This window comes from Streptomyces sp. NPDC006339 (genome assembly GCF_040612775.1).
Lineage (GTDB): Bacteria > Actinomycetota > Actinomycetes > Streptomycetales > Streptomycetaceae > Streptomyces.
On the sequence record NZ_JBEXQW010000031.1, the window covers coordinates 50,956 to 63,585 of the forward strand.

14 protein-coding genes are annotated in these 12,630 nt (G+C 74.5%); 7 read left to right on the forward strand and 7 right to left on the reverse strand.

Going from position 1 to position 12,630, the window contains the following annotated elements; all coding sequences use genetic code 11:
* The first annotated feature begins 144 nt into the window (after positions 1–144).
* From ABZ135_RS24555 to ABZ135_RS24565, 3 genes are all read left to right on the forward strand, one after another.
* Complete coding sequence (locus ABZ135_RS24555) at positions 145–756, forward strand: hypothetical protein (RefSeq protein ID WP_356698393.1); 612 nt, start codon at positions 145–147, stop codon at positions 754–756.
* The gene (locus ABZ135_RS24560) at positions 756–1,469 is read left to right on the forward strand and encodes a 3-keto-5-aminohexanoate cleavage protein (RefSeq protein ID WP_356698394.1); all 714 of its coding nucleotides are present in this window, start codon (positions 756–758) and stop codon (positions 1,467–1,469) included. The genes ABZ135_RS24555 and ABZ135_RS24560 overlap by 1 nt, the downstream gene beginning before the upstream one ends.
* Positions 1,470–1,595: 126 nt before the next feature.
* Complete coding sequence (locus ABZ135_RS24565) at positions 1,596–2,669, forward strand: RNA ligase (ATP) (protein WP_356698395.1); 1,074 nt, start codon at positions 1,596–1,598, stop codon at positions 2,667–2,669.
* An 85-nt stretch (positions 2,670–2,754) separates the two neighbouring features.
* On the opposite strand, the gene soxR is transcribed toward ABZ135_RS24565, so the two are convergent.
* Positions 2,755–3,219 carry a redox-sensitive transcriptional activator SoxR gene (soxR, locus tag ABZ135_RS24570; protein ID WP_356698396.1) on the reverse strand — a complete coding sequence of 155 codons (465 nt, stop codon included), beginning with the start codon at positions 3,217–3,219 and terminating at the stop codon, positions 2,755–2,757.
* A 106-nt stretch (positions 3,220–3,325) separates the two neighbouring features.
* Between soxR and ABZ135_RS24575 the strand changes: the two genes are divergently transcribed.
* On the forward strand, positions 3,326–3,787 hold the full coding sequence (locus ABZ135_RS24575; RefSeq protein ID WP_356698397.1) for a MaoC family dehydratase: 462 nt from the start codon (positions 3,326–3,328) through the stop codon (positions 3,785–3,787).
* On the opposite strand, the gene ABZ135_RS24580 is transcribed toward ABZ135_RS24575, so the two are convergent.
* Positions 3,775–4,404, reverse strand: coding sequence for a TetR/AcrR family transcriptional regulator (locus ABZ135_RS24580; RefSeq protein ID WP_356698398.1), 630 nt, complete (start codon positions 4,402–4,404; stop codon positions 3,775–3,777). The two genes, ABZ135_RS24575 and ABZ135_RS24580, sit on opposite strands and share 13 nt — an antisense overlap.
* Positions 4,405–4,489: 85 nt before the next feature.
* A complete protein-coding gene (locus ABZ135_RS24585; RefSeq protein WP_356698399.1) occupies positions 4,490–5,641 on the reverse strand; it encodes an acyl-CoA dehydrogenase family protein in 1,152 nt (383 codons plus the stop codon).
* Positions 5,642–5,703: 62 nt separating this feature from the next.
* On the opposite strand from ABZ135_RS24585, the gene ABZ135_RS24590 reads away from it, so the two are divergent.
* From ABZ135_RS24590 to ABZ135_RS24600, 3 genes are all read left to right on the forward strand, one after another.
* Positions 5,704–6,342: a TetR/AcrR family transcriptional regulator gene (locus ABZ135_RS24590; RefSeq protein ID WP_356698400.1), complete on the forward strand. Its 639-nt coding sequence runs from the start codon at positions 5,704–5,706 to the stop codon at positions 6,340–6,342.
* A 61-nt stretch (positions 6,343–6,403) separates the two neighbouring features.
* Entirely contained in the window at positions 6,404–7,099 is a 696-nt protein-coding gene (locus ABZ135_RS24595; RefSeq protein WP_356698401.1) for a winged helix-turn-helix domain-containing protein, read from the forward strand.
* Positions 7,100–7,173: 74 nt separating this feature from the next.
* On the forward strand, positions 7,174–8,091 hold the full coding sequence (locus tag ABZ135_RS24600; RefSeq protein ID WP_356698402.1) for a DMT family transporter: 918 nt from the start codon (positions 7,174–7,176) through the stop codon (positions 8,089–8,091).
* A 72-nt stretch (positions 8,092–8,163) separates the two neighbouring features.
* Here the strand turns inward: ABZ135_RS24600 and ABZ135_RS24605 are convergent, their stop codons facing one another.
* From ABZ135_RS24605 to ABZ135_RS24620, 4 genes are all read right to left on the reverse strand, one after another.
* Complete coding sequence (locus ABZ135_RS24605; protein ID WP_356698403.1) at positions 8,164–9,243, reverse strand: zinc-binding dehydrogenase; 1,080 nt, start codon at positions 9,241–9,243, stop codon at positions 8,164–8,166.
* A 76-nt stretch (positions 9,244–9,319) separates the two neighbouring features.
* Positions 9,320–10,711 (reverse strand): aldehyde dehydrogenase family protein, encoded by a 1,392-nt coding sequence (locus ABZ135_RS24610; RefSeq protein WP_356698404.1) that lies wholly within the window; start codon positions 10,709–10,711, stop codon positions 9,320–9,322.
* A 291-nt stretch (positions 10,712–11,002) separates the two neighbouring features.
* Positions 11,003–11,650, reverse strand: a complete 648-nt coding sequence (locus tag ABZ135_RS24615) for a class F sortase (protein ID WP_356698436.1) — start codon at positions 11,648–11,650, stop codon at positions 11,003–11,005.
* Positions 11,651–11,888: 238 nt separating this feature from the next.
* Positions 11,889–12,515: a hypothetical protein gene (locus tag ABZ135_RS24620; protein ID WP_356698405.1), complete on the reverse strand. Its 627-nt coding sequence runs from the start codon at positions 12,513–12,515 to the stop codon at positions 11,889–11,891.
* Between the last annotated feature and the right edge of the window lie 115 nt (positions 12,516–12,630).

Here is a 12,630-nt window from a genome sequence, read left to right on the forward strand (position 1 = left end):
CCGCCGGCCGGCCCGCCGTCCGGGGGTCCGGTTCCGGCCATCCGGCCGTCTTCCGCGTCCCGTCGCGGCGCGTCGATGGAACAGGATCGGTCTCTCGTTCGTCCCTCTCATATCGCCGGTGTGCTAGCGACGGAGGTGGCAGAGATGGCCGGGTTCCGGAGTCTCGCGAGACAGGTCCGCGACCCAGGGAGCGACACGGCGCTGCGGCGGTACTCGCTGCGCAAGTGCCTGGAGCGCTTCGCACCCTACGGTCACCGGGCGACCTGGGACCATCTGTGCCGCAGGCACGGGTTCGGTCCCGAGGACCGGGAGGCCGATCCGCGGCGGCTCGTGGCCGCGCTCGACGAGTTGGAGGCGGCGCGGGCGGTGTGGCTCGCGTACGAGAGGGAGTTCGCCGATCGGCGGCGGCGGGAGAAACACGGCGGGCTGCGCCGGCCGGGCGGCCTGGACGAGTGGCACCGCAGGATCTGGGGAGGCAACGGGGTCGCCCGCTGCGACGATCCGGCGCACCATCCGACCGAGCCGTTGCCGGAGGTGGTGGGCCGGCTGGTCGAGGCGCTGCGGCGCGGGCCGGGCGAGCACTGCCCGGTGTGCGAGGGGCCGCGGATCGAGTGGCGCTCGGAGCTGCGGGACGAGCCGTGGTTCGGCCCGGTGTGCGAGGACTGCGGGGTGCTGATACCGCGCGCCGTGCTGACGCCGCGGGCCCTGGCCAGGACCCGTGGTGAGCTGTCGCCCCGGCTGGCCTCGGTGGCGTGATGCTCCAGGTCTGTCTCAACGGGGGCCGCGGGCCCGGGGATTCGGCGGCGGTGCCGATGACCCCGGCCGCGATGGCCGAGGCGGCGGCGTCGGCCGTCGCGGCCGGCGCGGGGGAGGTGCACGTCCACCCCAAGACGCCCTGCGGGAGCGACACGCTCTCGCCGCGGGTGCTGGCCGACACGCTGAGCGCGATCCGGGCGGCCGTGGACGTGCCGGTCGGGGTGACGACGGGCGCCTGGGCGGAGCCCGATCCGGTCCGCCGGCTGGCCCGGGTGCGCGCGTGGACGGTGCTGCCGGACCGTGCCGCGGTCAACTGGCACGAGCCGGGCGCGGAGGCCCTCGCGTCGGCCCTCCTCAGCCGGGGCATCGCCGTCGAGGCGGTGCTGCGCGCGGACACCGACGGCCCGGCCCGCTTCCTGCGCTCCTCCCTGGCCCCGCGGGTGCTGCGGGCCGTCGCCGAGGCCGGCTCCGAGTCCGCGGCCCTGGCCCTCCTCACCGCCCTGGCCCGCTCCCCCCACGCCCGCCCGGTACTGCTCCACGGCCGGGACACCGCCGCCTGGCCCCTCCTCCGCCTCGCCCGCCGACGGGGCCTGGCCGCCCGCATCGGCCTGGAGGACACCCTGCTCCTCCCGGACGGCTCGCCGGCCCGCTCCAACGCTCAACTGGTCTCGGCGGCGCTCGCGGAGTGCTCCTCGGCGGCCGTCTCGGCATAGCGAGCGACGCTACCAGCCAACAAAGCGCTGGCCCACGGGATTTCGGCCCGGCACAGTGTGCGGCGATGAGAACGCGAACGAAACCGCGACCGCGACCGCACCACACCGAGCGACCGGAGTTCTGACATGTCGACGCTGCGCGTCACCGCCGAGACCCTGACCGTCCACGACCACCCGAACGCCGACGCGCTGGAGCTCGCGCAGGTCGGGCTCTATCGCGCGGTGGTCGCCAAGGGGATCTACCGGACCGGTGACGTGGCGCTCTACATCCCGGAGCAGGCGGTGCTGCCGCCCGGGCTGGTGGAGGAGCTCGGGCTTACCGGGCGGCTGGCCGGGAAGGCGTCGGACCGGGTGAAGGCGGTGCGGCTGCGCGGGGAGCTGTCCCAGGGGCTGGTGTGCCGGCCGAAGGCGCTCGACGGCGTGGATCTGAAGCAGGCGGCCGCGGACGGGACCGACTTCGCGGAGCTGCTCGGGATCACCAAGTGGGCGCCGCCGGTCCCGCCGACCATGAGCGGGGACGTGGAGGCCGCGCCGGACCTGCTGCCGTGGGTGGACATCGAGAACCTGCACCGCTTCCCGGACGTCTTCGCGCCGGGCGAGCCGGTCGTCCTCACCGAGAAGCTGCACGGGACGGCCTGCCTGGTCACCTATCTCGCCGGGGAGGAGCGGGTCCTCGTCTCCTCCAAGGGCTTCGGCGCCAAGAGCCTGGCCCTGAAGGAGGATCCGCGCAATCTGTACTGGCGCGCGGTCCTCGGGCACGGTCTGCCCGCCGTCGCGGCCCGGCTCGCCGAGCGGCTCGGCGCGACCCGGGTCGGCCTGTTCGGCGAGGTGTACGGGGCGGGGGTGCAGGACTTGGCGTACGGGGCGAACGCCCGCGCCGAGGACGGCCTCGGCTACGCGCTGTTCGACGTGTCCGCCGAAGTCGACGGCCAGGTCCGCTGGCTGGACCCGGCCGAGGTCCTGGAGCCGGGCGAACTGCCGCTCGTGCCACGGCTGTACACCGGACCGTTCGACCTGGACACGGTCCTCGCCCTCGCGAGCGGCGGGGAGACGGTCTCCGGCCGTGCACTGCACCTGCGCGAGGGGGTCGTGATCCGCCCGGTGACCGAGCGCCACAGCCCGGTCCTCGGCGGCCGCGCGATCGCGAAGGCGGTCAGCCCGGCCTATCTGACCCGCAAGGGCGGCACCGAGTACGAGTGACGTACTCGCCGTGATCCGAGCAGGGACCCGCCCACGGGGGTGGCGGGCCCCTGCTCCTTTTCCCTGGTCCGCCGCCGGGGGCGTCCTATGCCTCCTTGCGCTCCGGCATCAGGCGCGAGCCGGTGAGGCGTTCGCCGAACACGTCGTCGGGGTTGGAGAGCACGCAGTTCTCCAGGGACAGGCAGCCGCAGCCGATGCAGTCCGTCAGGTGGTCCCGCAGCCGGCCGAGCTGCTTGATCCGCTCGTCGAGCTCGGTGCGCCACGCCGCCGAGAGCCGCGCCCAGTCCTCGTTGGTGGGGGTCCGCTCCTCGGGGAGTTCGGCGAGGGCGTCGCGGATGGTGGCGAGGGGGATGCCGACCCGCTGGGCGGCGCGGATGAAGGCGACCCGGCGCAGGGTGTCGCGGCTGTAGCGGCGCTGGTTGCCACTGGTGCGGCGGCTGCTGATCAGGCCCTTGGTCTCGTAGAAGTGCAGGGCCGAGACGGCCGCCCCGCTGCGCGCGGAGAGCTGGCCGACGGTGAGTTCGTGGATCTTCTCGGGAATCTGCGGCATTCCGCCGAGCCTACGTCAGGACCGTCGCCGTTCCGTTGACAGGAGTCCGCTCGCCCCACATGCTGAGCAAGCGCTTGGAAACTTCCATACGAGAGGGAGCGGGAACATGGCCGAGCCGAGGATCTTCACCTCCGCCGAGGAGCTCCGCGCCGGGGTGGGCGAGCCGTTGGGATACAGCGACTGGCTGGAGATCGAGCAGAAGCGGATCGACCAGTTCGCCGACGCCACCGGGGACCACCAGTGGATCCACGTGGATCCGGAGCGCGCCGCCGCCGGCCCGTTCGGGAGGACGATCGCGCACGGCTACCTCACGCTGTCCCTGCTGCCGGCGCTCGTCCCGCAGATCATGCGCGTCGAGGGCATGCGGATGGGCATCAACTACGGCACCAACAAGGTCCGTTTCCCCGCCCCCGTGCCGGTCGGCTCGCGGCTGCGCGCCACGGCGGTGCTGACCGACGTGACGGAGGCCGGCGGCGGGGTGCAGGTGACGGCGACGGTGACCGTGGAGCGCGAGGGCGGCGACAAGCCGGTCTGCGTCGCCGAGTCGGTCTCCCGCTACTTCTTCTGAGCGCCGACCATCCTGAGCACGAGGTCGGCGTAGAGCGCGCCGACCTCGTCGGGCGTGCGCCGGCCCTGGGTGTTGAACCAGCGCGCCACGTCGATGCAGAGGGAGAGCACCGCGACCGTCGTGCCGGGCACGTCGGGGACGTCGAACTCGCCGGCCGCCACGCCCTCGTCGATGATCCGCCGCACGGTGGCGTCCGACTCGCGGCGCAGGGCCACGATCTCGGTGCGGTGCTCGGGGCCGAGGGCGTCGAGCTCGTACTGCACGACCCGGGCGGTGGTGTGCCGCTCGGCGTGCCAGCGGACGAAGGACCGCACCGCGTCGCCGAGCCGCTCGGCGGCCGTGCCCTCGCCGTCGGCGGCGGCCCGCAGGATCTCCAGGGCCTTGTCGTGGCCGATCCGGCTGATCCGGTGGAGCAGCTCTTCCTTGGTCTTGTAGTGGATGTAGAGCGCGGCCGGGCTCATGCCGGCCCGGCCCGCGATGTCCCGGGTGGTGGTGGCGTGATAGCCGCGCTCGGCGAACGCCTCGACGGCCGCGACCAGCAGACGCCGGGCGGCCTCGGGCGTGACCTCGCCCCACGGCATGTCCTCGCCGCCGGGCGTCTCCTCCGCCGCGCTCATCGCACACTCCTTCTCGGGCCGTCCAGGACGAACACCATACAACGAAGGTGAGCAAGCGCTTAGCGCTGTGGGTGGATCAGGTGGGTCAGAACGCCGACACACCCGTCAGCGCCCGCCCGATGATCAGCTTCTGGATCTGGCTGGTGCCCTCGTAGAGGGTCATCACGCGGGCGTCCCGCAGCAGCTTGCCGACCGGGTACTCGTCGATGTAGCCGTAGCCGCCGAAGACCTGGAGGGCGTTGTTCGCCGAGCGGACGGCGGCCTCGGAGGCGTACAGCTTGGCCTTGGAGGCGGCGGTGGCGAAGTCCTGGCCGCGGTCGATCAGATCCGCGACGCGCCAGGTGAGCAGCCGGGCCGCGTCCACGTCGACGGCGATGTCGCTGATGAGCTCCTGGACGAGCTGGTACGAGGCGATGGGCTTGCCGAACTGCTCGCGCTCCCCGGCGTAGCGCACCGCCGCGTCGAGGGCGGCCTGGGCGATGCCGACACAGCCGGCGGCGACCGACATCCGGCCCTTGGCGAGGGCGGACATGGCGACGGAGAAGCCCTTGCCCGCCGGGCCGAGCAGAGCGTCGGCGGGGACGCGGAGGTCCTCGAGGACCAGTTCGGCGGTGGCCTGGCCGCGCAGGCCGAGCTTGCCGTGGATGGCTCGGCGGGTGAGGCCGGGGGTGTCGGCGGGGATCAGGAAGGCGGAGACGCCCCGGTGGCCGGGGGCCTCCCCGGTGCGGGCGAAGAGCAGCACGACATCGGCCCAGGTGCCGTTGGTGATGAACGTCTTGCCGCCGTTGATGACGTACGTGTCGCCGTCGCGGACCGCGCGGGTGGTGAGGTTGCCGGCGTCGGAGCCGGTGCCCGGCTCGGTGAGGCCGAAGCAGCCGACGGCGTCGCCGGAGGCGAGCCGGGGCAGCCAGGTCCGCTTCTGCTCCTCGCTCCCCCAGGCGGCGAGGGTCTTGGCGACCAGGCCGAGGGAGACGGAGACGATGCCGCGGACCGAGGAGTCGCCGCGGCCCAGCTCCTCGGTGACCAGGCAGTAGGAGAGGTGGTCGCCGCCGGAGCCGCCGTACTCCTCGGGGAGGGTCAGGCCGAGGAAGCCGACGGCGCCGAGCTTCTTCACGATCGCCCGGTCGACGTTCTCGGCGCGGTCCCACGCGACGACGTGCGGGGTGACCTCGCGGGCGACGAAGTCCTCCGCGAGCTGCCGTACGGCCTGCTGCTCCTCGCTCAGCCCCAGATCCACCGGGTGACTCCCTTGTTTAATTACCACTGCTAGTTTTCATGGGCACGCCTACTATGTGCGCCATGGCCCGACCGCGCAAGCCCCTGCTCAGCCGAGAACGCATCGTCGAGACGGCGGGAGCGCTCGTGGACGCGGAGGGCCTCGCCGCCCTCTCCACCCGGCGGCTCGCGGCCGAACTCGGGGTCAGCGGGCCCAGCCTCTACAACCACTTCCGCACCAAGGACGAGATCCTCGACGCGGTCGCGGACGCGGTCAGCGCGAAGGTCGACCTGTCGATGTTCGCCCCGGACGACCCCCGGGACTGGCGCACGGCGCTCCACGACTGGGCGGTCTCCTACCGCGCCGCCCTGGCCGACCACCCGCACATCGTCCCCGTCCTCGCCCAGGGCCCCGGCCGCCGCCCGGCCGGCCTGAAGGTCGCCGACGCGGTCTTCGGCGCGATGGTCCGCGCCGGCTGGCCGCCCGCCCAGGCCACGTACATCGGCGCACTCATGCGGTACTTCGTCACCGGCTCGGCCCTCGGCTCCTTCGCCCGCGGCTTCGTCGACGACGAGACCGCCTACGACCCCGCGGACTACCCGCACCTCGGCCAGGCGCACCTGCTCGCCGAGCGCCGCGAGAAGGTCGACCGGGGGGCGTTCGAGACGGGCCTGCGGGCGCTGCTCGACGGGCTGGCGCTGCAGTACGAGCAGTACGACTGACTCCGTCCGGAAGCTCCACGGTTCGGCCGCCGCCGAAGCGTGGGTGCGGCACCCTGATGCCATGGCCCCCAAAGACCTCGCCGCCCTCGCCGCCCTCTTCGCCGACGAGACCCGCGCCGCCTTCGTGCTCGCCCTGCTCGACGGGCGCGCCTGGACCGCCGGGGAGCTGGCCCGGCACGCGCGGGTGGCGCCGTCCACCGCCAGCGAGCACCTCGGCAAGCTGGTCGCGGGCGGGGTGCTCGCGGAGGAGCGGCAGGGCAGGCACCGGTACGTGCGGCTCGCCGACCACCGGATCGCGCACCTCGTCGAGGACCTCGCCGCCCGCTCCGAGCCGGCCGTGCCCGAGGCGCCGCGCGGTCTGCGGGCGGTGAGCGCCGGGCAGGCGATGGCGCGCGGGCGGACCTGCTACGACCATCTGGCCGGGCGGCTCGGGATCGCCGTCACGGAGGCGATGACCGTACGGGGGCTGCTGCGCCAGGACACCGGGTTCGCGCTCACCGACGGCGGTCTCGCCTGGTTCGAGGAGCTCGGCATCCCCCTCGCCCCGAAGGGGCGGCGGCCGCTCGCGCGCGGTTGTCTGGACTGGACCGAGCGCAAGCCGCACCTGGCCGGGCTCGCGGGCGCGGCCCTGTGCCGGCACGCGATGGACGCCGGCTGGTGCGTACGGATCGGGTCCGAGCGCGCGGTGAAGGTGACGGCGGACGGGGAACGGGCCCTGCACGCGGCCCTGGGCATCGAGCCGGCCGCCCTGCGCTGACGCTCGCGGCGAGCCGAAGGGCCCCGGGCGATATTGCGGTGAACGCCGAACGGTCCGCGCCCTACGGTCGTCCCATGCCGATCCGAACCTCCCGTCTCGCGCTCGCCGCCGCCGGTGTCACCGTCGTCCTGTGGGCCTCCGCCTTCGTCTCCATCCGCAGCGCGGGGGCCGCCTACTCCCCCGGCGCCCTCGCTCTCGGACGGCTCCTCGCCGGGTCCCTCGTCCTCGGCGCCGTCCTCCTGGTGCGGCGCGAGGGGCTGCCGCCGCGCGCCGCCTGGCCGGGCATCCTGACGTCCGGGCTGCTGTGGTTCGGGGTGTACATGGTGGTGCTGAACTGGGGCGAGCAGGAGGTCGACGCGGGCACGGCCGCGATGGTCGTCAACATCGGCCCGATCCTGATCGCCCTGCTCGGCGCCCGGTTCCTGAAGGAGGCGCTGCCGCCCCGGCTGCTCGCCGGCATGGGCGTGTCCTTCGCGGGCGCGGTGGCCGTGGGCCTGTCGATGTCCGGTTCCGGGCAGGGGCACGCCTCGGTGCTGGGGGTGGCGCTCTGCCTGCTCGCGGCGGTCGCGTACGCCGGGGGTGTGGTCGCCCAGAAGCCGGCGCTGGCGCACGGCAGCGCGCTCCAGGTGACCACCTTCGGGTGCCTGGTGGGCACCGTGGCCTGTCTGCCGTTCGCGGGGCGGCTCGTCGAGGAGGCGGCACGGGCCCCGCTGTCGGCGACCCTCAACATGGTCTACCTCGGCGTGTTCCCGACCGCGCTGGCCTTCACCACCTGGGCCTACGCCCTGGCCCGTACGACGGCGGGCCGGATGGGCGCGACGACGTACGCGGTGCCGGCCCTGGTGGTGCTGATGGCCTGGGTGGTCCTGGGCGAGCTGCCGGGTCTGCTGACGCTGGCCGGCGGCGCGCTGTGCCTGGCGGGCGTGGCGGTGTCCCGGTCCCGGCCGAAGGCCCCCGTGGTGCCTTCGGCCGGAGCGGCGGACGCGCCCTGACGGGCCGGTCGCGCACGCGTCCTGACGGGCCGGTCGCCGGCCGGTCGTGTACGGGGCGTGCACCGATCGCGTCTAGAACACGACCAGTGCGCGGCCGCCCTTGCCCGCGAGCATGTTCTCGAACGCGGCCGGAATGCCCTCCAGGGTGATGCGTTCGGTGACCAGCGCGCTCAGGTCGAGGCGGCCGGCGCGGATGTGCTCGGCGAGGACCGGCAGGTCCTCGGCCGGGTTCGAGTTGCCGTAGACGCAGCCGGACAGGGTGCGGCCCCAGTGGAAGATCTCCAGGGCGTTGAAGGTGACCTGCTGGTCCTTGCCGCCGATGCCGACGACCGTGGTGCGGCCGCCGCGCCGGGTGGCGTCCCAGGCGGCACGGATGGTGGCGGCCCGGCCGACGCACTCGACGGCCACGTCGACGCCGTGACCGCCCGTCAGCTTCCGTATCTCCTTGGCGGTGGTCTCGGAGGCGACGACGTACGCGGTGGCGCCGGCGGCCCGGGCCAGGGCCTCCTTCGCGGGCGAGACGTCGACGGCGACGATCGTCGAGGCCCCGGCGATCCGGGCGGCCTGGAGGGTGGCGAGGCCGACGCCGCCGACACCGAAGACGGCGACGGTCTCCCCCGCCCGGACCCGGGCGGAGTGGTGGACCGCGCCCCAGCCGGTGAGGACGGCGCAGCCGAGCAGGGCGGCCTCGGTGAGCGGGACGCCGTCCGGCACCGGCAGCACGCACCTGGCGGCGACGACGGTCTCCTCGGCGAAGGCCGCCACGTTGAGGCCGGGGTGCAGCTCGGTGCCGTCCTCGGTGCGGGCGTGCACGTTCGCGGCGCCGGTCAGCGCGTCGGCGCAGAGCCAGACCTCGCCGAGCCGGCAGGGGTGGCAGACGCCGCAGGACGGGGCCCAGTTGAGGACCACGCCGTCGCCGGGGGCGACATGGGTGACGCCCTCGCCGACGGAGACGACGGTGCCCGCGCCCTCGTGGCCGAGGACGGCGGGGACGGGCAGCCGCATGGTGCCGTTGGACAGCGACAGGTCGGAGTGGCACACGCCGGCGGCGGCGAGGCGGACCCGGACCTGGCCGGGTCCCGGCTCGGGCAGTTCGATGCCGGTGATCTCCAGGGGAGAGCCGACGGCGGGCAGGACGGCGGCGCGGATCACGCGTGGGGCTCCTTCGGTGAGGACGGGGCTCGGGGCCGCGCGGACCGGGCACCGCGGGGCCGGGCACCGCGGGGACTCAGAACTGCAGGGACTTGGTCTGGAGGTACTCGGCGAGTCCGTGGGCGCCGAGCTCCCGGCCCACGCCGGACTGCTTCCAGCCGCCGAACGGCGCCAGCGGGTTGAAGCGGCCGCCGTTGATGTCGACCTGGCCGGTCTCCATGCGCCGGGCGAAGGCGACGGCCTCCTCCGGCTCGCCCCAGACGGCGCCGGCGAGCCCGTAGACGGTGCCGTTGGCGATGGCGAGCGCGTCGGCCTCGTCCTCGTAGCGGATGATCGAGACGACCGGGCCGAAGATCTCCTCCTGGGCGATGGTCATCTCGGGCGTGACGTCGGCGAAGACGGTCGGGGCCACGTAGTAGCCGGTCTCGCGCGGGGCCTCGGGGCCGCCGGCGACGATGCGGGCGCCCTCCGCGACGCCCTGCTCGATGTAGCCGCGGACCCGGTCGCGCTGGCGGGCGTTGACGAGGGGGCCGACGCGCTCGCCGGGGACGTACTTGGCGACGGCCTCGGCGGCCAGCCGGACCGCCTCGTCGTACTGGTCCCGATGCACCAGCATCCGGGTCCACGCGCTGCACGTCTGGCCGGAGTTGGACATGACGTTGGCGACGCCGACGGCGACGGCCTTGCCGAGGTCGGCGCTCGGCAGGATGACGTTGGCGGACTTGCCGCCCAGTTCGAGGGCGACCCGCTTCACCGCGCCGCCGGCGAGGGCGCCGATCCTCCGGCCGACGGCGGTGGACCCGGTGAAGGAGACGAGGTCGACGTCCGGGTGCTCGGCGAGGGCCTGTCCGGCGACCGTGCCGAGACCGGTGACGAGGTTGAAGACGCCGGCCGGGACACCGGCCTCGTGGACGGCCTCGGCGAAGAGCTGGGCGGTGAGCGGGGTGTCCTCGGCGGGCTTGAGGACGATCGCGCAGCCGGCCGCGAGGGCCGGGGCGACCTTGGCGACGATCTGGTGCAGCGGGTAGTTCCAGGGCGTGATCGCGGCCACCACGCCGACCGGCTCGGAGTAGACGGTCGAGTTGCCGACCTTCTCCTCGAAGGGGTGGGTGGCGGCGAGTTCGGCGTAGGAGCCGGCGACGGCTATCGGCAGGCCGGTGTGCACGGCGGCGGCGAGCTGCGGCGGGGCGCCGAGCTCGGTGGTGACCGTGGCGGCGATCTCCTCGGCGCGGGCGGCGAGCGCGTCGCGCAGGGCGGCGAGCCGGGCGGCCCGCTCGGCGGGCGGGGTTGCGGCCCAGCCGGGGAAGGCGGCGCGGGCGGCCCGTACGGCGGCGTCGACGTCCTCGGCGGTGCCGGCCGGGACGTGGCCGATGACCTGCTCGGTGGCCGGGTCGATCACCGCGATCGCCTCCGGGGAGGCGGCGGGGCGCCACTCCCCGCCGATGTACATCGCGTCGTGGGCCTTCATGCGCTGTCTCTCCTCGCCTGTCGGGGCACGGGCAGACCCAAACTAGCGCTGTTAGTTTTATGGCGCCAGGCCCCTTCTCGCCCGCGGGCCCCGTGCGGACCGATCCTCACCCGCCGCCGCCCGCCCTGTCCACGGCCCGCCCGCACAGCGGCGGCGCCCGCGAACTGGCGGTTTCCGCCTTGCCGGGGAGGGCGGCGGGGCGGAGCGGCCGGGTCCGGCGGGCGCGTGGCAGGAGACACGGCGGGAGCACGGCAGGGCACGCGACAGGGGGCGCGGCCCGCCGGGGCGGGGTCAGATCTTCCGTTCGACACCCGTGAGATGCGCGAAGACCACGATGTTGGAGGCGTAGCCCTCCTTGGGGTCGAAGCTTCCGCCGCAGGTGAGCAGGCGCAGTTCGGGCCGGTTCGCGGCGCCGTACACCTCCTTGTCGGGGAAGGCCGACTTGGCGTACGTCCGCACCCGGTCGACCGTGAAGACGGCGACGCGACCGTCTGCGCGGGCGATCCGGACGGTGTTGCCCGGGGCGAGCGAGTTGAGGTTGATGAAGATCGCCGGTCCGGTGCGGGTGTCGCGGTGGCCGACGACGACGGCGGTGCCGCGCTCTCCGGGGGTGACGCCGTTCGCGTACCAGCCGACGATCCGGGGGTTGTCGACGGGCGGAGTGGCGAGCCGCCCGGAGGCGTCGAGGCCGAGGTCGATCACGGGGGCCTCGATGGTGATCGCGGGGACGGCCAGGGCGGTGGGCCGGGACCGGCCCAGGGGCGCCGGCGGGGTGGACGGCTCGGCGGTCGCCGGGGCCGCGCGCCCCCGGCCGTCGTCCCGCGCGGTCCCGGCCGGCGCCGCCGCGCCGTGCGCGGCCGGCCCGGCGGCGAGCGCGGGGCCGGCCGGCTCCTCGTCCTGGGCCCACCAGACGCCGCCGGCGACCAGGGACACGGTCACGACGACGGTCCGGGCGAGCCGGAGGAGCCGGCGCTGCCGGCGGGTGGTGCGGCCGCGCGGGCGCCCGGGCCCGCGCGGGTGGGGCCGGCCCGGGCCGCGCCCGTCCGGGGACGAGGACGGGGACACGGCCGGGGCCGGCGCCAGGAAGGGGCCGACCACCGGGCCCAGGACCGGTCCGAGAGCGGGAGCCGGAGCCGGGGCCCGGCGGGCGGAGGCCGTCCCGCGCGGGGAGTGGGACCTACGCGGCGCCATCGGCACGGCGGCGCGAACGGCGGATGAGGATCAGACCCGCGGTGCCCGCGAGACCCGCGGCGAGGGCCGATCCGATGCCGAAGGCGGCGCCGTCGCCGGTGGAGCCGGTGAGGTCGGCGGACCCGCCGCCGCCCGCTCCGACCGGGCCGTGCGGCGGCTTGTGACCGTTCCCGCCGCCGGGCCCGCCGTTGCCGTTCTCGCAGTCGACCCGGAAGACCTTGCTCTTCTTCGCGCCCATCTGGCCCGTCCAGGTCACCTCGACCTTGTACATGCCGTCGGGCAGCGACATGTCGGGGCTGTAGCCGGTGCCGGCGCTGTTGAGCGGAATGACTCCGTCACGCAGCGACTGGCTGTTGGTGGGGGGCTGGTTGTAGATGTCCCAGCGGATCTGCGAGCCCGGGATGTCCCTGAAGTTGAAGGCCGCGAAGTGGAACTCGCAGACCCGGGGGTGGTTGCTCTGGTCGGGCTCCTGGGTGCCCTTCCGGTGCACCTTGATGTCGCCGTCGTCGCCCGGGGCCGCGTACGCGGCGGGCGCACCTGCCAGGGTCACGGCGCCCAGGGCGAGGCCGGCGACGAGGGTCGACAGCAGGGGACGGACGGACGGAGCGGTCATGGGGGTTCCTCCAGTCGTACACCGATATCGGATCGATGAGGCCGATAATCTGACTATTGGTCACCACATGGCGACGGAAGGTGACACCGTGCCGTGTCACCCTCCGACTTCCACC

Bases quoted from the DNA above. Each gene is read 5' to 3' on its own strand.
- ABZ135_RS24610 (WP_356698404.1), bottom strand. From the start codon at position 10,711: ATGAAGGCCCACGACGCGATGTACATCGGCGGGGAGTGGCGCCCCGCC.
- ABZ135_RS24595 (WP_356698401.1), top strand. From the start codon at position 6,404: ATGGCCCCCAAAGACCTCGCCGCCCTCGCCGCCCTCTTCGCCGACGAG.
- soxR (WP_356698396.1), bottom strand. From the start codon at position 3,219: ATGCCGCAGATTCCCGAGAAGATCCACGAACTCACCGTCGGCCAGCTC.
- ABZ135_RS24600 (WP_356698402.1), top strand. From the start codon at position 7,174: ATGCCGATCCGAACCTCCCGTCTCGCGCTCGCCGCCGCCGGTGTCACC.
- ABZ135_RS24565 (WP_356698395.1), top strand. From the start codon at position 1,596: ATGTCGACGCTGCGCGTCACCGCCGAGACCCTGACCGTCCACGACCAC.
- ABZ135_RS24575 (WP_356698397.1), top strand. From the start codon at position 3,326: ATGGCCGAGCCGAGGATCTTCACCTCCGCCGAGGAGCTCCGCGCCGGG.
- ABZ135_RS24590 (WP_356698400.1), top strand. From the start codon at position 5,704: ATGGCCCGACCGCGCAAGCCCCTGCTCAGCCGAGAACGCATCGTCGAG.
- ABZ135_RS24620 (WP_356698405.1), bottom strand. From the start codon at position 12,515: ATGACCGCTCCGTCCGTCCGTCCCCTGCTGTCGACCCTCGTCGCCGGC.
- ABZ135_RS24560 (WP_356698394.1), top strand. From the start codon at position 756: ATGCTCCAGGTCTGTCTCAACGGGGGCCGCGGGCCCGGGGATTCGGCG.
- ABZ135_RS24580 (WP_356698398.1), bottom strand. From the start codon at position 4,404: ATGAGCGCGGCGGAGGAGACGCCCGGCGGCGAGGACATGCCGTGGGGC.
- ABZ135_RS24555 (WP_356698393.1), top strand. From the start codon at position 145: ATGGCCGGGTTCCGGAGTCTCGCGAGACAGGTCCGCGACCCAGGGAGC.